This window comes from Rhodococcus sp. IEGM 1341 (assembly GCF_030056895.1).
GTDB lineage: Bacteria > Actinomycetota > Actinomycetes > Mycobacteriales > Mycobacteriaceae > Rhodococcoides.
Genome location: NZ_JASHKV010000001.1, coordinates 1,552,411 through 1,573,179, shown reverse-complemented (window position 1 = coordinate 1,573,179; position 20,769 = coordinate 1,552,411). Strand labels below are relative to the sequence as shown.

The following is a 20,769-nucleotide window of genomic DNA, read 5'->3' as shown; positions in this document are numbered from 1 at the left end:
CCACTCGAGGAGTACAACAAACGACTGCTCGTTGCGACGACCACGTGAACCCGTCCCGAGTTTCCACTCACCTGGCGAGTCAGCGTCCTCGGAACTCTGGATCGCGACGCTCGAGCATCGCGTCGACAGCCTCGGCATGATCCTCGGTGTGGTGCGCGATGGCCTGATAGGCGGCGGAGAGTTCGAGCAAGGATTCCAGACTCTGCTGCTGGCCCTCGCGCAACAATTTCTTCGTCATACGCAGTACCTGCGGTGGGTTGGCCGCCACACGCCGAGCCAGTGTGTGGGCAGCGTCGAGCAGATCCTCGGGCTCGACGACCCGAGAGACCAGGCCCCATTCCAATGCCGTGGCGGCGTCGATGGCCTCGCCGGTGAACGCCATTTCGCTCGCGCGTGCCATGCCTATGGCCCGGGGGAGCAGCCAGGCCCCACCGTCTCCGGGAATGATGCCCACCTTGGCGAAACTCTCGGCGAATGTCGCAGTGGTCGAGGCGATTCGGAGATCGCACATCAAGGCCAGATCGCAGCCTGCTCCGATGGCAGGGCCGTTGACCGCGGCGATCGTGGGAATCTCGCAGTGATACAACGCCTTCGGGATTCGTTGAATGCCGTGGCGGTAGCCCTGCCGCAACTCGGCTGGGCTACCACCGAACATTCCCTGCTTGTCCCGCATGTGCTTGACGTTCCCGCCCGACGAGAATGCCGAACCGGCACCGGTCAGGACGGCAACCCTGATCGATGGATCCCCGTTCGCGTCGGCGATCGCGGCCTCGAGGGCGTCGATGGTCTCCATCTCGGAGATGGGATTTCGGGCCTGGGGGTTGTTCAACGTCCAGACGACCACGTCGCCTTGTCGTTCGGCAAGAACAGGTTCTCTCACGGTCGGGCCTTTCGTTGCTTGGCCGCAGTGGCGCGGTTAAGTGCCGCCTGGGGCACATAACCACACCACTGCCGCAGGCACTCAGATGGTCCGCGTCAAACGATCGGCGAGCAACTTGGAGAACTTCGCCGGGTCCTTGAGCTCGGTACCCTCGGCGAGAAGTGCCGTCGCATAGAGCAATTCGGCGGTCTCGGCGAGGTGCGGATCGTCACTGCGATCCTCGCGGGCCTTCTTCAGTCCCGTCACCAGGTCGTGGGTCGGGTTGAGTTCGAGGATCCGCTTGGAGGTCGGCACGAACTGTCCCGACGCCTTGTACATCTTCTCGAGTTGCGGGGAGAAGCTGAACTCGTCGCCGACGACGCAGGCCGGGGACGTGGTGAGTCTGGTGGACAGGCGCACCTCCTTGACGTCCTCGCCGAGGGTCTCGGTCAGCCAGGTGAGCAGGTCCGCGAATTCCTTGTCCTGCTCCTCGCGCTTGGCCTCGGATTCCTTCTTCTCCTCTTCGGTGTCCAGGTCCACCTCGCCCTTGGCGATGGACTGGAACGACTTTCCGTCGAAGTCGGTGACGTTGCCGACCCACACCTCGTCGACCGAATCGGTGAGCAGCAGCACCTCGAGCCCGCGAGCCTTGAAGGCCTCCATGTGCGGCGAGCTCTCGATCTGCTGACGGGATTCACCCGTCATGTAGTAGATCTGCTGTTGGCCGTCCTTCATCCGGTCCACGTACTCGGCGAGGGTGGTCACACCCTCCTCGGAGTTGGTGGACGCGAAGGAGGAGATGCCCAAGAGGGTTTCGCGGTTGTCGGCGTCGGAGATCAGGCCCTCCTTGAGGACCGTGCCGAACTGCGACCACAGCGTCTTGTACTTGTCGGGCTGCTCGCTCTGCAGTTCCTTGACCGTGGAGAGCACCTTCTTGGTCAGGCGTCGACGGATCGCACGGATCTGCCGGTCCTGCTGCAGGATCTCGCGAGAGACGTTGAGCGAGAGGTCCGCTGCGTCGACTACGCCCTTGACGAAGCGCAGGTACTCGGGCAGCAGTTCCTGCGAGTCGTCCATGATGAACACGCGCTTGACGTACAGGTGCACGCCGGCCTGGCTCTCGCGCATGAACAGGTCGAACGGTGCCTGCGACGGAATGAACAGCAGCGCTTGGTATTCGAACGTGCCCTCGGCCTTGAACGGGATGACCTCGAGCGGCTCGTCCCACGCATGGCTGACGTGCTTGTAGAACTCCTTGTACTCCTCCTCGGACACCTCGTCCTTGGAGCGGGTCCACAGCGCCTTCTGCGAGTTGATCGTCTCGGTCTCGATCGTGACGGTGTCCTCGCCGCCCTCTTCTTCACTCTTGACGCGCTTCTCGACGTCGATGCGAATGGGCCAGGCGATGAAGTCGGAGTACTTCTTGACCAGTTCCTTGATCTTGCGCTCGGACGCGTAATCGTGGAGGTGGTCCTCCTCGTCGGCGGGCTTGAGGGCCAGCGTCACCGAGGAGCCCTGCGGGGCGTCGTCGACGTCGGTGATCTCGTAGGTGCCCTCGCCGGTGGACTCCCACTTGGTGGCCGTGCTCTCGCCCGCCTTGCGGGTGAGCAGTGTGACCTTCTCGGCCACCATGAACGTGGAGTAGAAGCCGATGCCGAACTGGCCGATCAGTTCTTCGGAGGCGGCAGCGTCCTTGGCTTCCTTGAGCTTCTTGCGAACCTCGGCGGTGCCGGACTTGGCCAGCGTGCCGATGAGGTCGATGACCTCGGCGCGCGACATGCCGATGCCGTTGTCGCGGATGGTCAGCGTGCGGGCCGCAGCGTCGATGTCGATCTCGATGTGCAGATCCGAGACGTCGACGTCCAGGTCCTTGTTGCGGTACGACTCCAGGCGCAGCTTGTCCAGCGCGTCCGAGGAGTTCGAGATCAGTTCACGGAGAAAGCTGTCCTTGTTGGAGTAGATGGAGTGCACCATCAGATCCAGGAGCTGACGCGTCTCCGCCTGGAATTCGAGCTGTTCGGTACTCAATGTCTCCCCTTCTAGCAGCAAAACCGACGCGAATATTCTACGGCAAGACTACGGGTGAGCTGCGAAGACGTCGGCGCCGCCTACTGTGGTGGCCGTGACGAAGACGAAGTTCGTTCTGGGAGCAACGGCCGCACTGAGCGGGGCATGGTTGGCGCGTGCGCTGTGGGGTCTGCCGTCGGCCATCGGTGCCCGACGCGTGCACATCACTCCGTATGCCGCCGGGTCTCCGCGATACCGCGATCGACGGTTCCACAACTCCGACCCGAGCTCGAGCTACGTACCGGGGCGCGGCGAGAAGGGACAGCAGAACATGTTCGTCTCGCTGATCACCGAACGCGGCAAGGGCAGGCCGCAACGCCCGATTCCGTTGGCACCGCCCATCGCGCCGGTGGACGCCGGCGAGCTGGCCGTCACCTGGTACGGCCACTCGAGTGTGCTCGTCGAGGTCGACGGCTATCGCGTCCTCGCCGATCCGGTGTGGAGCAACCGGGTGTCCCCGTCCTCGGTGGTGGGCCCGGCACGGCTGCATCCGACGCCGGTCGAGTTGGTCGACCTACCGACGGTCGACGCCATCGTGATCTCCCACGATCACTACGACCACCTCGACAAGGCGACGGTGCAGAAGCTGGCGAGTACACAGTCGGCTCCGTTCGTCGTGCCGCTCGGCATCGGCGCTCACCTGCGTAAGTGGCGGGTGCCCGACGAGCGCATCATCGAGCTGGACTGGGACGAGCAGACGAACATCGGCGGCCTCACCGTCACGTGCACCGAGGCTCGGCACTTTTCCGGCCGCGGTCTGACCCGGGACTCGACGCAGTGGGCGTCCTGGGCCTTCGCCGGTCCGATTCGACGCGTCTTCTTCGGCGGCGACACCGGCTACACACCGAAGTTCGCCGAGATCGGCAGCAACTACGGCCCCTTCGACCTGACGCTGCTGCCCGTCGGGGCCTACGACGCCCGGTGGCCGGACATCCACATGAATCCCGAGGAAGCAGTCACGGCGCACATCGACCTGACGGCGTCGGGCATCTTCGTTCCGATTCACTGGGCCACGTTCAACCTCGCCTTCCATCCGTGGTCCGAGCCGATCGTGCGGCTGCACGCCGCTGCGCAGGACGTCGGTGTGCAGGTGGCAGTGCCGATGCCGGGCCAGCGCATCGACGGCACCCGAACCCTGCACGACGATCGCTGGTGGTCTCGGCTCGGCTGAGCGGGTTTAAGCTGCACGCATGTCTATCGAGGCCGATGCTCAGCGGGACACCGGGCTGACCGAGGCGGAGGTCGCCAGGCTCAGGGCCGAGGGAAAATCCAACGACGTTCCGGCCCGTGCTTCTCGGTCGGTTCGCGACATCGTCCGCGGCAACGTGTTCACCCGAATCAACGCGATCCTCGGTGTGCTGTTGATCATCGTGCTCTCGACGGGCTCGGTGATCGACGGCATGTTCGGGCTGTTGATCGTCGCGAACAGCGGCATCGGCATCGTGCAGGAGATTCGCGCGAAGCGCACGCTGGATCGGCTGGCCATCGTCGGACAGAACAAGCCTCAGGTTCGACGCGACGGCGTCTCGAAGCAGATTCCCCCCGACGAGGTCGTGCTCGGCGACATCGTCGAACTCGGTCCCGGTGATCAGATCGTCGTCGACGGTGAGGTGATCGAGAGCGCCAGCCTCGAGGTCGACGAGTCGTTGCTCACCGGCGAGGCCGACACGGTGCACAAACTCGAAGCAACGCAGGTGCTGTCGGGAAGCTTCGTGGTCGCAGGCAGTGGGGCGTACCGTGCGACGAAGGTGGGCCGAGATGCGTACGCGGCCAAGCTCGCCGAGGAGGCCAGCAAGTTCACGCTGGTCAAGTCCGAGCTGCGCAGCGGTATCGACAAGATCCTGAAGTTCATCACGTACCTGATGATTCCGGCGGGCGCGCTGATCATCTACAACCAATTGTTCTCCAGCGGTCAGGCTTTGAAGCCGGCCCTCAACGGTATGGTCGCCGCGCTCGTTCCGATGGTGCCCGAAGGCCTGGTGTTGATGACGTCCATCGCATTCGCGGTGGGTGTGATCCGACTCGGTCAACGGCAGTGCCTGGTCCAGGAGCTGCCTGCGATCGAAGGCCTCGCCCGCGTCGACGTGGTGTGTGCGGACAAGACCGGAACCCTCACCGAGAACGGTATGCGGCTGTCCGAGTTGATGCTGATGGACGAGCACGATTCCGACTCCGTCACAGCGGCTCTCGCATCTCTGGCGCACGACGATCCGCGGCCGAATGCGAGCGTGCAGGCCGTCGGCGAAGCGTATCCGGACGCGCCCGGATGGACGCAGAGTGCCGTGGCCCCGTTCTCCTCGGCCAAGAAGTGGAGCGGACTGTCCTACGGCGACCACGGGAACTGGCTGCTCGGTGCACCGGACGTGTTGCTCGACGCCTCCTCCGACATCGCTCGTCGCGCCGAGGAAACAGGCTCGCGTGGCCTACGGGTGTTGTTGCTCGCCAGCTCGGACCGCTCGGTCGACGACGACGAGGCACCCGGTGTGGTGACACCGCGAGCACTGGTGATTCTCGAGCAGAAGGTGCGCGAGGATGCCCGAGACACGTTGGAGTACTTCGCAAGCCAGCACGTCGAGGTCAAGGTCATCTCCGGTGACAATGCCGTCTCGGTCGGTGCGGTCGCGGGTTCGCTCGGCCTGCCCGGCGGCGACGCTCCGATCGACGCGCGTGATCTGCCCGAGGACTCCGAGAAGCTGGCCGACGCCGTGGCGTCCTCCACCACGTTCGGTCGGGTCCGGCCCGATCAGAAGCGGGCGATGGTGGGCGCGTTGCAATCTCGCGGCCACACGGTCGCGATGACCGGAGACGGCGTCAACGACGTGCTCGCACTCAAGGACGCCGATATCGGCGTCTCGATGGGTTCGGGAAGTGCGGCCACGCGAGCCGTCGCGCAGATCGTGTTGTTGGACAACAAGTTCGCCACGTTGCCCTACGTCGTGGGGGAGGGGCGACGCGTCATCGGCAACATCGAGCGTGTGTCCAATCTGTTCCTCACCAAGACCGTGTACTCGGTGTTGCTGGCGTTTCTGATCGGGCTCTCGGGTGTGCTCTCCCAGATCTTCCACTTCGAGCCGATTCCGTATCCGTTCCTGCCCCGGCACGTGACGATCGCGGCATGGTTCACCATCGGAATACCGGCGTTCGTTCTCTCGCTCGCGCCCAACAACGAGCGGGCGCGCAGCGGATTCGTCTCGCGGGTGATGCGGCTGGCCGTCCCGTCCGGTCTGATCGTCGGCTCGTGCACGTTCGTCTCCTACCTGCTGGTCTACGCAGGCCCCAACGCCAGCGAGACCCAGGTGACGCAGGCCAGTACCACCGCGCTGATCACGTTGATCATGATCGCGCTGTGGGTGTTGGCCGTCGTCGCGCGGCCCTACAACTGGTGGAAGATCCTGCTGCTCGGTGGGTCGGTCGGTGGCTATCTGCTGCTGTTCGCAATCCCGTTCTGCCGCACCTTCTTCAAGCTCGATCCGTCGAACGTCGGAGCCACCACCAGTGCGTTGATCATCGGCGGCATCGGTATCGCGCTCGTCGAGGTGGCTCATCGATTCGGATCGGTACTACGCAATCGGCAGAACGAAACGTAGGCTTCCGGGTGTTCCGTTGCACCCGACCGGCAGGAGAGTTTCATGGGCTTCGCAGACAATTTGAAGGGCATGGTCGACAAGGGCAAGGACCTTGCGGCCGAGAACTCGGACAAGATCGACGACGTCGTGGAGAAGGCTGGGGACTTCATCGACAACAAGACCGGCGGCAAGTACTCCGACAAGGTCGACAAAGTTCAGGACGCAGTCAAGAAGGCGATTCCGGACAAGTAGGACCTTTCGGTCTTCTGCATCGGTGATCGTGGCCGTCGGTCGTACCCCGGGGTGCGGCTGACGGCACAATCGTCGGGGTGGACGGACCGATTCTTCTTCTCGTAGTCATCTTCGCGATCGCAGTCGCCGGTTTCGCCAGGCGCATCGATCTGCAGGTCCCGCTCGTCCTGGTCACCGTCGGCTCCATCGCCTCGTTCGTTCCCGGGGTGCCGCACGTCAGCCTGTCGCCTCAGCTGATCCTCGGCGTGGTGCTTCCGCCGCTGCTGTACTCCGCCGCGCTGGATTTCTCGTTCGTCACGTTCAGGCGAAACCTCGGTCAGATCCTTCGGCTCGGACTGGTCATGGTGATCGTGACGACGGTGGCCGTCGGCTGGTTCGCCAATCTGCTGATCCCGGAGCTGACCTTGGGTGCGGCTCTGGTCCTCGGTGCCGTCGTCGCCCCGCCCGACGCGGTGTCCGCCGTCGCCGTCGGCCGCAAGCTGGGTCTGCCCGCGCGGATGATGGCGATCCTGACCGGCGAGTCCCTGGTGAACGACGCGGCCGCGTTGACTCTGTTCACCCTGGCCGTCGCGTCGGTGACGGGCAGTCGAATCGAACTGGGCTCACCGGTGCTGTTCTTCCTGTACGAGATCGTCGGCGGTGTGCTGGTGGGATTCGTCCTCTCGCGCCTCGTTCGTTTCGTGCGAAACCGGATCGCCGACTCGGCGCTCGAGACTGTGCTCGGACTCGTCCTACCGTTCGCGGCCTATCTGGCGGCCGAGGAAATTCATGCCTCCGGTGTGCTCGCCGTCGTCACGGCAGGCTTCGTTCTGGGCCGCGTCACCGCCGACATCTCGGTGTCCACGAGGGTTCAGGAACGGCAGGTGTGGCCCACGCTGGATCTTCTGCTCGAAGCATTCGTGTTCGCCTACATGGGTTTACAGCTGAAGTTCGTCATCGAAGAAGTCCGACGTGAGGGCTTGCCGGTCCACCACGTGTTCGCCTATGCGTTGCTGGTGCTCGTCGCGGTCATAGCGGTGCGTCCGGCGTGGATCTTCGCAAACTCCGGTCGAGACATACTGCTTCGTAAGCTGTTTCGACGATCGTCTCCAGGCGAGGCCGGTCTCACGTGGCAGCAGAACCTCGTGCTCTCGTGGGCGGGCATGCGTGGGGTGGTCACGCTCGCTGCGGCGGCCGGTGTGCCGCTGACCACCGTGCTCGGCGACGAATTCCCCGGCCGCGCAGTGATTCAGGCCGTGGCCTTCGTCGTCGCGGTCGGGACGTTGCTGCTGCAGGGGCTGACGCTTCCGCTGCTGATCCGTCGACTCGACGTCGCAGATCCACTCGAGCAACAGCGCAACGACAATCAGCGCCTTCTCTCGCAGGCCATCGCCCGTACCGCGGCGGAGGACTATCTCCAGCGCGCGGCGAAGGACGGAATTGCCGGAGTGGACAGCGAACGTGTCGCGGAGGTGATCGAGCGAGTCCGACGCTCGGTGCGCGCTCGATTGGATGCCGACGAGACCGAGGATCGCGAGAAGCGAATCGCGGCGGCAGGGGCGTTGTTCGATTCGCTGCGGCACAACGTCCTGGTCGCGCAGCGGGCGGCGCTCATCGCGGCCCGCGACTCGGGGGAGTTGGAGGACGAAGCTCTGCGGGCAGTGTTGAATGGCTTGGACGTGGAAGAAATTGCGGCGGAAGCCCGCATCGCACGACGCACGACGTAGACGAACGCAATGTAGGAGCGCAGAGACAGTGAGGTCGACCGGACCGGTGGTCGCCGCGGCACTGGTGTTCGCCCTTGCCGCGTGCAGCACTCCCGCCGCCGAATCGGTCGACCCGGCCCCCGTGCAGTCCGCAGGCTCCGCTCCGGCACCCGAGGGCTCGGAACGCGGTGAGATCGTGTCCTCGATGCTGCTCGGTCAGGTCGACATCGGGGTCGCCTACCTCGGCGCGACCGCCACGAAAATCGTCTACCGCACCACCGACGGGGTCACCGGAGGCGGCACGGAAACCTCGGGAACGGTGTTCGTGCCCAACGGGTCTGCGCCGCCGGGAGGCTGGCCGATCGTCTCGGTCGGGCACGGAACCACCGGTGTGACCGACGAGTGTGCGCCCTCGCTGTACCCGAACCTGTTGGGCACCATCGGCTTGGTGACGCCGTTCCTCGAACGCGGAACATTGGTGGTGGTGACGGACTACCAGGGCCTCGGAACGGCGGGTGACCCCGCCTACCTCGACCGGGACGCCGCAGCGTACGACGTGATCGACGCGGTGCGTGCGGCCCGCAACGTGGTTCCCGACGTCGGCACCAGGTGGGGTGCCGTGGGCACCTCCCAAGGCGGACAAGCGGTCTGGGCGGCAGCCGAGCGCAACGAGAACTACGGCGACGGTCTGCAACTGGTCGGAGCCGCGGCGCTCTCGCCCACGGCCGATCTGACGCGATTCTTCGCGCCCGAGACCGAGCAGAGCGTGCCGCGTCAGCTGCTGGTGCCGTATCTCTACGAGGGTCTGCGCACCGCGGATCCGAGTGCCGAACGCTCCGACTACATCCGCGGCACGTTCGCCGACAACGTGACCGCACTGACCGCCTGCAGTGACCTGCTCGGCTTCTCCAAGGCCGACGCCGGGGCCGTCCTCGATCCGGCCGATGCGCTCCCGGACTCCGAGGAGGCATCGGATCGGATGACGCGGTGGCTCGAATCGGAGGCGCTACCGACCACTCGCACCGGGGTACCGCTGTTCGTCCTGGTCGGCGAACGCGACGACCTCATCGATCCCCGGTGGACCCGCGACGCGGTAGCGCGGGCCTGCGCACTCGGCGACGATGTCGAGCTTCGCTCCGAACCGGAGCAGGGCCATGCCGAACTGGCCGCCAACGGCATCGGAGTCGACTGGCTCGTCGAACGCTTCCTGAACGTGCCCACCTCGACCTCGTGCGCGCGATGACCGCGGCACTGGCGGCACTGGCGGTGATCGTGGCCGTGATCGTCTCGGTGATCGCCGTGATCAGCCTGCGCGGTCGACGTGACCTCACCACACCTGCCGAGCGGGCCGTCCACGCCACCCTGCACACCGCCTCGCTGGCGGCCAAGCCGTTGCGTGACGGTCTCGACGCTCGTTCGGCCGCCGCCGCCGCGCCGCATCTGCGGGTGCTGACGGGTGCGGACGCACTGGGCATCTGCGATCCCGACGGTTCGCTGCTGGCCTGGGACGGGCCGTGGGACGAGCTGACACCGGCATTCGTCGAGGCGGCGAAACGGGCGGTGGACGGGCAGCGGCGCGTCCTGGTGCGTCTGCCGCTCGGGTCGATCCACGAGGTCAGAGCGCTGGTGGTGCAGCCGTTGGTCGTCGACGAGTCTCCGGTGGTCGGGGTGTTGGGGGCCGCTGTCGTCGCCGAGCCCGGGCCCGGCATGCTCGGTGCCATCGCCGAGGTCGCTCGCTATGCGTGCGGGCAGATCGAGCTCGCCGAACTCGATGCGTCGAGAGCGCGGTTGGACCGAGCCGAGGTGCGGGCCCTGCGCGCACAGATCAGTCCGCACTTCATCTACAACGCATTGGGCACGATCGCGTCGTTCGTGCGCACCGACCCGGATCGGGCGCGGGAGCTGGTGCTCGAGTTCGCCGACTTCACCCGATACTCGTTCCGAAACGCAGGAGAGTTCACAGTGCTCGCGGACGAGCTGCGCAACATCGACCGGTACCTGACGCTCGAACGTGCCCGCTTCGGCGACTCCCTGCAGGTCACGTTGCAGGTCGCGCCCGAGGTGTTGGGCGTCGCCCTGCCGTTTCTCGCGCTGCAGCCGCTCGTCGAGAACGCCGTCCGGCACGGCCTGTCCGGTAAGGCCGACGGCGGCCGCGTGACGATCATCGCCGCCGACGAGGGCACCGACGCAGTGATCAGTATCGAGGACGACGGTGTGGGGATGGACCCCGAGGTGTTGCGCTCGGGAAGCCTGCACACCGAGGACGCGGCCCATGTCGGATTGGCCAACGTGGACGATCGGCTGCGGGCAGCCTTCGGAAACGACTACGGTCTCGTCGTGGACACCGCACCGGGCGCAGGCACCAAAGTGAGCATGCGGGTGCCCAAATTCAGGCCGGGAGTGCGGGCATGACTCAGGCTGCCAAAGACAACCCCGGCCGCGGATTGGTCGTCCTCGCCGTCGACGACGAGCGCCCGGCGCTGGACGAACTCGCCTTCCTGCTGCGCCAGCAGGAGACCGTCGCCGAGGTGTTCACAGCGCAGGACGCCACCACTGCCCTACGTCAGATCCAGAACACCGCCGCCCCGGGGCAACCAGTGGTGGACGCGGTCTTCCTCGACATCAACATGCCCGGGCTCGACGGCCTCGAACTGGCCGGCATCCTGTCGGCATTCGCGCGGCCCCCCGCGGTCGTGTTCGTCACCGCCCACGACGACCGAGCACTGGCTGCCTTCGACCTCGGTGCCGTCGACTATCTGCTCAAGCCGTTGCGGGAGGATCGGCTCACCGAGGCGCTGCGCCGGGTGCTGCTCGCGCGGCGTCGACCCGCTGAGTCCGCGGACACCTCGGCCGACGAGGTCATTCCCGTCGAACTCGGCGGAACCACCACCCTGGTGCACCGGTCGTCGGTCGCGTGGGTCGAAGCCGACGGAGACTACGCGAGACTGCATACCTCCAACGGCTCACACCTGGTGCGCATACCCATCTCGGCCCTCGAAAGTCGTTGGGCCGATGCCGGATTCCTGCGCGTACACCGCTCCTACCTGGTCTCGCTGCGGTTGGTCACGGGGATCCGCAGCGTCGGTTCGGGTCTGGTGGTGTGCCTGCGGGCCAGCGGTAACCTCGCTGCCTGCGAACTGCCGGTGAGCCGACGGCACGCCAGAGAACTCAAGGACAGACTGGTTCGCGGTCCGCTGCAATCGTGGTCGTCTCGGTGACGAGGGATCGGCAGTGAGCCAGCCGCACCGACAGCGGGTGGTGCTCTCGCAACGTCGCGGCGCACGGATGGTGCGCACCCGCGTCGAAGTACAGGAGCAGACCGAGGTGGGCGACGCTTTGGTGCGCAGCCTCGTTCGCGCCCAGTTGCTGCTGTCGGTGCGCCTCGCGGTGATGACGCTGTCGATTCTGTTCGCAATTCCGTTGCTGGGCATGCTGCTCGCCCGTTTCACCGACGTCGCGCCGTTCGGCATCGCTTTGCCGTGGTTGGTGCTGGGGGTGGCGATCTATCCGTTGCTGTTCGGTGTCGGCTGGGTGTACACGCGTCGAGCCGAACGCAACGAGCAGGACTTCACCGCCTTGACCGATGATTGACGTCGCCGAGGGATCAGAGGGCGTTCAGTGTCATGTACGTGCCGAGGCCCAACAGGATCACGGCCAGAACGAGGCCACTGTGCGCGATGAATCCGTCGACGACCGCGTTCAGTGGCCGGCGGGCACGGTCGCGGAAGACGAGCAACGCGAGTGCGGGTGCCGCTACACCGAGGCTGGACACCACCACGAACACCACGAGAGCCGCCGCCTGGACGGCCACGGCCGAGGACGCGTCCACGATCACCGCCACGGCCGACAATGCGATGACCACACTCTTCGGATTGACCGATCCGAGGAGGCATGCGGTCGCGAATGCCCTGCCACCGTCGAGGCGACGTGCTCTGTCCACCCATCCCGGTTCCTCGCGGGCCGGGCCGTGTCGTACGCGCTCGATCAGCTTGCGGGCACCCAGGATCAGCAGAGCGACGCCGAGCGCGATTCTCAACCACCGCACCCAGGCGGACGAGTCCGAGGCCACCACCGCGGTGTCCACGACCACCAAGCCCGCCGTGGCGACGACCGTGACGCCGACCAGCCATCCGGCGGTGAACCGAGCGAGTACGGAACCGGTGTTGAGTGTGGCCAGGGCGGCAGCCATCGCCGTGGTGGGCAGGTGTGCGATCAGCGCCCCGGCCGCCAACGGAAGACACGCAGAAACGGCTGCCGTCACGGACATCAGGTGGCGCTCGTCCACTGCATCGGTAGATCGTCCCACTGCACGCCCCGAGATGTCGTCGATTTCGCTACCGTCCGCGAAGTGCGCCGTTCCCGTGCAGGGCATGGCGAGAAGGGGCAGATTCGGTGAACGGGTCCATTCCGATCGCGACGGTGATCGCGCTGCTGGCGGCCGCCGTGGCCACCGTGGGCATCGGTATCTACGGAGTTCGGTTGGCACGCACCACCTCCGACTTCCTGGTCGCCTCGCGAAGCGTCGGTCCACGCTGGAACGCCGCCGCCATCAGTGGTGAATACCTCTCTGCTGCATCGTTTCTCGGGGTTGCGGGGCTCATCGCGAAGTACGGGGCCGATGCGCTGTGGTACCCGGTAGGGTTCACCGCCGGCTACCTGGGTCTGCTGCTGTTCGTTGCGGCTCCGCTGCGTCGAAGCGGCGCGTACACGGTGCCCGATTTCGTCGAATTCCGGCTCGGCGCGCCATGGTTGCGCACCGTGGCGATGCTGGTGGTCGTGGTCATCTGCGCGCTGTACCTGGTGCCGCAGTTCCAAGGCGCAGGCCTGACGCTGAACATTCTGTTGGGGGTGCCGGGGTGGGTCGGGGCCCTGGCGGTGGGACTTATCGTCATCGCGAACGTCGTCGGCGGTGGCATGCGCTCGATCACCTTCGTCCAGGCCTTCCAGTACTGGCTCAAACTGACCGCGATCGCCATCCCGGCACTGGTGCTGGCCGTGCACTTCTTCGCCGACGACCGTAGCGTCGGCAGCCCCGCCCCGCCGACCGTGTCCGAGCAGACCGTCGTCGACATCACCACCGACGTTCTCGTGCAGGTCGATTCGCCGATCGTCGTGTCGGTGGCGGGAACCCTCGACGACGAGAGCGTCGACGGGCGAGTGCTACTGGACGCAGGCGAACACCGGTTGGGCTCGGGCACGTTGCTGACGCTCGACGCCGGATCGCCCGTTCCCGTCGTCGCAGGCGCGCCGACCACCGACCGAGCGTGGGCGATGCCCGGCGGGGGACTGGGCGGAGCGCATCCGCTCTATCAGGTCTACTCGCTGATTCTGGCCACGTTCCTCGGAACCCTCGGCCTGCCGCACGTGCTGGTGCGGTTCTACACCAACCCGGACGGCCGAGCGGCGCGGTTGACCTCGCTCACCGTCCTGGCGTTGCTCGGCATGTTCTACCTGTTCCCGACGGTGCTCGGCGTCTTCGCCCGGCTGTACGTGCCGCAATTGCTGATCACCGGAGCATCCGACGCCGCAGTGCTGCTGCTGCCCGGCTCGGTGCTGTCCGGAATACCGGGCCAACTGCTGGCCGCTCTCGTGGCCGCCGGTGCCATCGCGGCCTTCCTGTCGACCTCATCCGGTCTGTTGGTCAGCATCGCCGGGGTGCTCAGTACCGACGTTCTCTCGGGCAAGGTCCGAGACTTCCGCGTCGCCGCGATTCTCGCCGGTGCCGTGCCGTTGGCGCTGTCGATCGGCGTTGTCTCCCTGGACCTCTCGCGCACCGTCGGGCTCGTCTTCGCCGTCGCCGCGTCCACCCTGTGCCCCCTGCTGGTACTGGGCATCTGGTGGCGCGGACTCACCGCGGCGGGAGCGGCAGCCGGACTGTTCCTCGGCGGCGGCATCTCTCTCGTCGCCGCGTCGATCTCCGTCGTCACCCCCATCTCCGACGGCGTCCTCGGAGGCTGGGCAGCAGCGATTCTCGGCTACCCCGCCGCCGTCAGCGTGCCCGTCGCCTTCGCCGCGATGATCGCCGTCAGCCTCGCCACCCGAAAAACCGTCCCGTCCGACATCTCCCGCATCTTCGCCCGACTGCACCTACCCGAGGGCCTCGACATGGGCAAAGACCGCGAGCGCGAACTCTGAGACCGCTGGGTCATTCCGCAGGCTCCACTGTTTCGTTGGGTCATTCCGCAGGCTCCACTCCCGCACTGGGTCATTCCGCAGGCTCCACTCCCGCCGCAGAGCCGCTCAACTGCCATTCTCGACCGCTCGGCGCACACTCCCGCTTCCCATCGTGTGATCGACACCACCTCCTGATTTTGTGACCTGACTCTCATTACTGTTCCAAGTCAGCTACAGCTCACATCTACTTCAGGAGTCCAAGGTGACCGCACCGGAAACCAATTCGCCACCGGACGCGCAAGCGTTCGTCGACATGCAGGCCAGTCCAGAGTTCCAGGAACTTCGGCGTCGTCTGCGTAGCTTCGTGTTCCCGATGGCCGGGTTCTTCCTGGTCTGGTACGTCATCTACGTGCTGCTGAGCACCTACGCGGTCGACTTCATGTCGACCAAGGTGTGGGGCAACATCAACGTCGGGCTGCTGCTCGGCCTCGGCCAGTTCGTCACGACGTTCGCCATCACCGGCATCTACGTGAAGTTCGCCAACCGTGAACTCGATCCTCGCGCCGCAGCCCTGCGCGCCGAGATGGAAGCCTCCCAGGGAGCGAAAAACTGATGATTGGTCATTCCGCAGGCTCCACTCCCGCCGTGAATATTCTCGCCCAGGCCGCCGATACAACAGTCGGTGAACCGCTCGTCAACATCGCGATCTTCGGTGCGTTCGTCATCATCACTATGGCCGTCGTCATTCGAGCATCGAAGAAGAACGCGACCTCCGCGGAGTTCTTCACCGCAGGCGGCGGATTCTCCGGACCGCAGAACGGCGTCGCAATCGCTGGTGACTACCTCTCTGCAGCAAGCTTTCTCGGTATCGCCGGTGCCATCGCCGTCTACGGCTACGACGGCTTCCTGTACTCCATCGGCTTCCTCGTCGCCTGGCTCGTCGCGCTGCTCCTCGTCGCCGAATTGCTCAGGAACACTGGCAAATTCACGATGGCGGACGTACTGAGCTTCCGGCTCAAGCAGGGCCCGGTTCGTACCGCGGCCGCGCTGTCGACCCTGACCGTCTCGCTGTTCTACCTGCTCGCTCAGATGGCCGGTGCCGGCGGACTCGTCGCACTGCTGCTCGACATCTCCGACCGCACCGGACAGTCCATCGTCATCGCGATCGTCGGTGTGCTGATGATCGCCTACGTGCTCATCGGCGGCATGAAGGGCACCACCTGGGTCCAGATCATCAAGGCCGTTCTGCTCATCGCGGGTGCGGCGTTCATGACGGTGCTCGTTCTCGCCAAGTTCGGCCTGAACTTCTCCGAGCTGCTCGGCAGCGCCCAGACCATGGTGGCCGGATCGGCCAACGAGGCCGTCGCAGCCCGTGACGTCATCGAGCCCGGCGCTCAGTACGGCGGCAGTGCCACCTCGAAGATCAACTTCCTCTCGCTCGGTATCGCACTCGTGCTCGGCACCGCGGGTCTGCCGCACGTGCTGATGCGCTTCTACACGGTGCCCACCGCCAAGGAAGCTCGTCGCAGCGTCGTGTGGGCCATCGCGCTCATCGGTGCGTTCTACCTGTTCACCCTCGTCCTCGGCTACGGTGCGGCAGCGATCGTCGGACCCGACCGCATCCTGGCCTCGGCCGGCGGTCAGAACTCCGCGGCTCCGCTGTTGGCCTTCGAGCTCGGCGGCGTGATCCTGCTCGGCGTCATCTCGGCGGTTGCCTTCGCGACCATCCTCGCCGTGGTCGCCGGCTTGACGATCACCGCCTCGGCGTCGTTCGCTCACGACATCTATGCGAGCGTCATCAAGAAGGGCAAGGTCGACGACAAGAAGCAGGTCAAGGTCTCGCGGATCACCGCCGTCGTCATCGGTGTCCTGGCCATCGGCCTCGGCATCCTCGCCAACGGGCAGAACATCGCCTTCCTGGTGGCACTCGCGTTCGCCGTTGCTGCGGCCGCGAACCTGCCGACCATCCTGTACTCGCTGTTCTGGCGTCGCTTCACCACCACCGGCGCACTGTTCAGCATGTACGGCGGCCTGATCTCGACGATCGTGCTGATCATCTTCTCCCCGGCCGTCTCCGGATCGCCGACGTCGATGGTCCCCGGCTCTGACTTCGCCTGGTTCCCGCTCTCCAACCCCGGCATCGTCTCGATCCCGTTGGCATTCATCCTCGGCATCGTCGGAACTCTGATCTCGAAGGACACCGAGAACACCGACAAGCAGGCCGAGATGGAGGTTCGCTCCCTCACCGGTATCGGTGCGGAGAAGGCCAGCGCTCACTAGTCGATAGCAGGTTCCACCGAAAATGTCCGTGTGAGCAAGGCCTCACACGGACATTTTTCGTGCAGCGGTTACCATCCCTGCTGTGGCCAAGCTGAAGGTTTCCCTCGACGTCCCACTCACCCCCGAGCAGACGTGGGCGCACGCGTCCGATCTGTCCGGATACGAGCAGTGGCTCTCCATCCACGAAGCGTGGCGCGGTGAGCTGCCCGAGCAGCTGGACGTGGGCACCACCTTGGACTCCGTCGCCAGCGTGAAGGGCATGCGCAACCGGGTGTCCTGGAAGATCGAGTCCTACGATCCGCCCAAGAAGCTCGAGCTCAAGGGCAACGGTAAGGGCGGCGTCAAGATCGGCCTGAACCTGTCCGTGAAATCCAAGGGTGACGGTTCCGAGATCACCATCGACGTCAACCTCGGCGGCGCGCCGCTGTTCGGTCCGATCGGCTCCGGCGTCGCACGCGCCCTCAAGGGCGACATCGAGAACTCGCTGAAGACGTTCGTCAAGATCTACGCCTGACGCGGCAGGGGTGGAGCCTGTGGAACGACCAGTGAAGTAGGAGCCCGCCATGCCCGGTAGACACAGTGCCCCGTCGTCCGCGACGAGCAGCAGAGGATTCGCCAAGTACGGCGTCGTGGCCGTGGCCCTGTTTCTCGTGGTGGGCGGCGGAGTGGTCGTCGCGCAGAAGGCATTCGGTTCCGAGTGCGGCGATCCCGCGTCCTACTCTCTGGCCGCGGACCCTGCGATCGCGCCGGTGCTGCAGAAGATCGTCGACGAGACGTCCGCGGAAAGCCTCGGTTGCGCTCGGATCGAGGTTACCGCAACCGAATCCGGTCAGGTCTCGGCTGCGGTCGCCAAGGGCGACGATGTTCCCTCTCTCTGGATTCCGGATTCCTCGCTGTGGATCGGCAAGACCGTGCGGTCCACCGCGTCGCTGATCGACCTGGCGAGTCAGTCGGTGGCCGGCACCCCGGCTGTGCTCGCGGCCCGCAAGGACGAGGTGCCGTTCTTCGACACCTGGCTCACCGCATTGAAGCTCGAAGGTCTGCGCATCGGCAACCCGCTGACCAACACCACATCCGATGCGGCCATCCTGGGGGCGGTGGCCGAGGCCGGATCGGACGAGACCGCCCTGGACTCGGTCGGAGCGGCGCTCGTCCCCATCGCTCAGGCCCAGGCCGCCACTCGCGGTGAGGCCGATCCGACGTTACGGCTGGACGATCTGGTTGCCGACGGCGGTGTCGCAGTGGTCTCCGAGCAGGCCTTCCTGGCCTATCAGCAGGACAACAGCGTCGAACTGGGCGCGACGGTGCCGCCGACGGGCAGCATCTTCCTCAACTTTCCGCTGGCCGTGACCGAGCCCGCAGGGGATCGACACGAGACCGCGAAGTCCGTCGGGACGGCACTGGCCACGGCCATCGAATCCGAACAGGGGCAGCGGGCTCTGTCCGAAGCCGGGTTCCGCTCCGCGGACAACGCACCCCTCGATTCCGATCGCGGGATCGGTGACGTGACGCCTCTGACGATCGCCGACCAGCAGGCCGCCGAGTCGACGCTGCGCCAGTACCAGGTGTTGGCGCTGCCGTCGCGGACCCTGGTGATGGAGGACGTCTCCGGATCGATGAACTACAGCGCGGGGGCCGATTCACGTATCGCATTGACGGTGCAGGCCAGCGAAACCGGAAACCGACTGTTCCCCGACAACGCGTCGATGGGGTTGTGGGCATTCTCGATCGGACTCGGCGGCGAATCGCAGGACCACCGTGAGCTCGCACCGATCCGGCGAATGGACGAAAAAGTCGGCAACACCACGCAGCGTGAGGTGCTGCTGCAGCAGACTCGAACGCTTCCGGCCCTGGTCGGAGGTGGTACCGGTCTCTACGACACCACGTTGGCAGCGTTCCGCACCGTGCAGCAGGGCTACGATCCCGACGCGGTCAACAGCGTCATCATCCTCACCGACGGCACCAACGAGGACCCCGACAGCATCGCGCTCGACGAGCTGCTGTCCACTCTGCGCACGGAGCAGGACCCGTCCAGGCCGGTCGTCATCGTCACGATCGGAATCACCGATGACGCCGATGCCGGTGTGCTGCAACAGATCTCGGCGGCAACGGGCGGTACGAGCTTCGTTGCACGAAATCCCGCGGAGATCCCGAACGTTTTCGTCAATGCGCTGAGAAGTCGCTCCGGTCGCTGAGAGGGCTACTATGCTGTGCGTCGCGTCACTTCTGAGGGCGCGTGCGCTTGCACTCGTCCTGTGAGTGCAGCGGGGGGCCGAGCAGGGGGTTGCATCGATGTCGGGACGTCACAGCGGTAGTGCTCGGCGGTTCGGTTCGGCCACGATCTGGTCGGTGCTTGCGCTGGTGGCAGTCGTCGTCGTGGTCGGTGGCTGGTTCGGCGTACAGGCCGTCCGCGCGTCCGGTGCCGATTCCTGCGATTCCGTCGACACCGTCTCGCTCGCCGTGGACACCTCCATCGCCGAGCCCGTCGAGCAGATTCTCGCGCAGGCCACCGAGTTCGATCGTGGTTGCGTGAACTTCGAGGTTCGCCCCGAACGACCCGCCGACACCGCCACCGAGATCGCCGGAACCGAAAATCGCCCGGACCTGTGGATACCGGATTCGACACTGTGGCTGCTCAAGACTCTCCGCTCGACCGGTGCGCTTCCCGAGCTGGCCAAGGCCTCCGTCGCGAACACGCTGCCGGTCCTGGTCTCGAAGTCCGATGCCGCGCCGGTGACCGATACCTGGCTCAGCGTGCTCCAGCTTCCCGGGCAACGCATCGGTGATCCCCTGACCAGCAGCGCCTCGAATGCCGCGATCCTCGGTGCGCTGGCCGAATCCGAGGTGGCGATCTCCGACGCCAAGGCCGTGTCGGCGGCACTGGTCCCGATGGCTCAGGACTTCGGACGAATCGCGGACACTCCACACGACACCCCGGATCTGGTGGCCCAGGTGGCCGCCGAGGGTGGCACCAGCGTGGCGACCGAGCAGGCACTGCTTGCGTACGAGGCCGACAATCCGGGATCGGGACTGACCGAGTCGGTTCCGCCGACCGGCAGCTATTTCCTCAACTACCCGCTGGCCGTGACCGCGCCTGCCGGCCCCGAATACGACCGCGTCAAGCAGGCCGGAGCCGCTCTGGGCTCGGTTCTCGCCACCGCGTCTGCCGCCGAGACCCTGGTTGCAGCCGGCTTCCGAACATCGAGTGGCACACCGCTTCCCGACGGTCGAGGCGTCGGGTCCGTCGCGTCGCTCGAGATCAAGAACCCGCTGTCCATCGAGACGACGCTGCGGGACTGGGCCGTACTCGCACTGCCGTTGCGCACCCTCGTCGTCGAGGACGTGTCGGGTTCGATGGCCGCGAAATCGGGCGACTCCACCCGCATCGCGCTGACCGTGGACGCGTCGGTAGGTGCCAACTCGCTCTTCAGCGATCAGACGCAGATGGGGTTGTGGGCGTTCTCGATCGGTCTCGGTGGTGGCAAGCAGGACCACCGTGAACTGGTGCCGATGGGTAAGGCCGACGGTACGTTCAACGGAAAATCGCAGCGCGACGCCATTCTCGATTCGATCCGGGGGCTTCCGGCTCTCGTCGGCGGCGGAACGGGGCTCTACGACACCACGTTGGCTGCATTCCGGCGGGTCAAGGAGGGATACGACCCCGACTACGTCAACAGCGTCATCATCCTGACCGACGGTGCCAACGAAGACGAGGGCAGTATCTCCCTCGACGAGCTGCTGGCGTCGCTGCAGAAGGAACAGGATCCGGTGCGCCCCATCGTGATCATCACCGTCGGCGTCACCAGTGACGCAGATCCGGTTGCGCTGCAGCAGATCTCGGCTGCGACCGGCGGAACGAGCTATGTCGCCGAGGATCCACGCGACATCCCGGAGGTGTTCGTCAAGGCCTTGAACTCGCGCACCGAACGTCTCGCGGGGGAGTAGG

General features: G+C 65.7%; 17 protein-coding genes. 14 read left to right on the top strand and 3 right to left on the bottom strand.

Annotation, left to right across the window (positions count from 1 at the left end; all coding sequences use genetic code 11):
• Positions 1-79: 79 nt before the first annotated feature.
• The gene (locus QM615_RS07100) at positions 80-880 is read right to left on the bottom strand and encodes a crotonase/enoyl-CoA hydratase family protein (RefSeq protein WP_283347150.1); all 801 of its coding nucleotides are present in this window, start codon (positions 878-880) and stop codon (positions 80-82) included.
• An 81-nt stretch (positions 881-961) separates the two neighbouring features.
• On the bottom strand, positions 962-2,887 hold the full coding sequence (gene htpG, locus QM615_RS07095; protein WP_283347149.1) for a molecular chaperone HtpG: 1,926 nt from the start codon (positions 2,885-2,887) through the stop codon (positions 962-964).
• A 94-nt stretch (positions 2,888-2,981) separates the two neighbouring features.
• Between htpG and QM615_RS07090 the strand changes: the two genes are divergently transcribed.
• The 8 genes from QM615_RS07090 (at position 2,982) to QM615_RS07055 (ending at position 12,020) form a co-directional block, all read left to right on the top strand.
• Complete coding sequence (locus QM615_RS07090) at positions 2,982-4,097, top strand: MBL fold metallo-hydrolase (protein ID WP_094686777.1); 1,116 nt, start codon at positions 2,982-2,984, stop codon at positions 4,095-4,097.
• A 19-nt stretch (positions 4,098-4,116) separates the two neighbouring features.
• Complete coding sequence (locus tag QM615_RS07085) at positions 4,117-6,513, top strand: cation-translocating P-type ATPase (RefSeq protein ID WP_283347148.1); 2,397 nt, start codon at positions 4,117-4,119, stop codon at positions 6,511-6,513.
• 42 nt (positions 6,514-6,555) lie between these two features.
• The gene (locus tag QM615_RS07080; protein WP_068051116.1) at positions 6,556-6,744 is read left to right on the top strand and encodes an antitoxin; all 189 of its coding nucleotides are present in this window, start codon (positions 6,556-6,558) and stop codon (positions 6,742-6,744) included.
• Between the two features lie 77 nt (positions 6,745-6,821).
• Complete coding sequence (locus tag QM615_RS07075) at positions 6,822-8,450, top strand: Na+/H+ antiporter (protein ID WP_283347147.1); 1,629 nt, start codon at positions 6,822-6,824, stop codon at positions 8,448-8,450.
• 28 nt (positions 8,451-8,478) lie between these two features.
• Positions 8,479-9,672, top strand: a complete 1,194-nt coding sequence (locus tag QM615_RS07070; RefSeq protein WP_269594588.1) for an alpha/beta hydrolase family protein — start codon at positions 8,479-8,481, stop codon at positions 9,670-9,672.
• Positions 9,669-10,841 (top strand): sensor histidine kinase, encoded by a 1,173-nt coding sequence (locus QM615_RS07065; protein ID WP_094639800.1) that lies wholly within the window; start codon positions 9,669-9,671, stop codon positions 10,839-10,841. Before QM615_RS07070 ends, QM615_RS07065 begins: the two co-directional genes overlap by 4 nt.
• Positions 10,838-11,647, top strand: a complete 810-nt coding sequence (locus QM615_RS07060) for a LytR/AlgR family response regulator transcription factor (RefSeq protein ID WP_094639503.1) — start codon at positions 10,838-10,840, stop codon at positions 11,645-11,647. Before QM615_RS07065 ends, QM615_RS07060 begins: the two co-directional genes overlap by 4 nt.
• 67 nt (positions 11,648-11,714) lie before the next feature.
• On the top strand, positions 11,715-12,020 hold the full coding sequence (locus tag QM615_RS07055; RefSeq protein ID WP_269594676.1) for a hypothetical protein: 306 nt from the start codon (positions 11,715-11,717) through the stop codon (positions 12,018-12,020).
• Between the two features lie 13 nt (positions 12,021-12,033).
• On the opposite strand, the gene QM615_RS07050 is transcribed toward QM615_RS07055, so the two are convergent.
• Positions 12,034-12,801 carry a GAP family protein gene (locus tag QM615_RS07050; protein WP_269594589.1) on the bottom strand — a complete coding sequence of 256 codons (768 nt, stop codon included), beginning with the start codon at positions 12,799-12,801 and terminating at the stop codon, positions 12,034-12,036.
• Between the two features lie 20 nt (positions 12,802-12,821).
• Between QM615_RS07050 and QM615_RS07045 the strand changes: the two genes are divergently transcribed.
• From QM615_RS07045 to QM615_RS07020, 6 genes are all read left to right on the top strand, one after another.
• Entirely contained in the window at positions 12,822-14,564 is a 1,743-nt protein-coding gene (locus QM615_RS07045) for a sodium/solute symporter (protein ID WP_269594590.1), read from the top strand.
• Positions 14,565-14,856: 292 nt separating this feature from the next.
• Positions 14,857-15,156 (top strand): DUF485 domain-containing protein, encoded by a 300-nt coding sequence (locus QM615_RS07040; RefSeq protein ID WP_269594677.1) that lies wholly within the window; start codon positions 14,857-14,859, stop codon positions 15,154-15,156.
• On the top strand, positions 15,156-16,823 hold the full coding sequence (locus QM615_RS07035) for a monocarboxylic acid transporter (protein WP_269594591.1): 1,668 nt from the start codon (positions 15,156-15,158) through the stop codon (positions 16,821-16,823). The genes QM615_RS07040 and QM615_RS07035 overlap by 1 nt, the downstream gene beginning before the upstream one ends.
• Before the next feature lie 82 nt (positions 16,824-16,905).
• Complete coding sequence (locus tag QM615_RS07030; protein WP_283347146.1) at positions 16,906-17,337, top strand: type II toxin-antitoxin system Rv0910 family toxin; 432 nt, start codon at positions 16,906-16,908, stop codon at positions 17,335-17,337.
• 49 nt (positions 17,338-17,386) lie between these two features.
• The gene (locus tag QM615_RS07025) at positions 17,387-19,018 is read left to right on the top strand and encodes a substrate-binding and VWA domain-containing protein (protein ID WP_283347145.1); all 1,632 of its coding nucleotides are present in this window, start codon (positions 17,387-17,389) and stop codon (positions 19,016-19,018) included.
• A gap of 97 nt (positions 19,019-19,115) precedes the next feature.
• Complete coding sequence (locus tag QM615_RS07020) at positions 19,116-20,768, top strand: VWA domain-containing protein (protein ID WP_283347144.1); 1,653 nt, start codon at positions 19,116-19,118, stop codon at positions 20,766-20,768.
• Position 20,769: the final 1 nt, after the last annotated feature.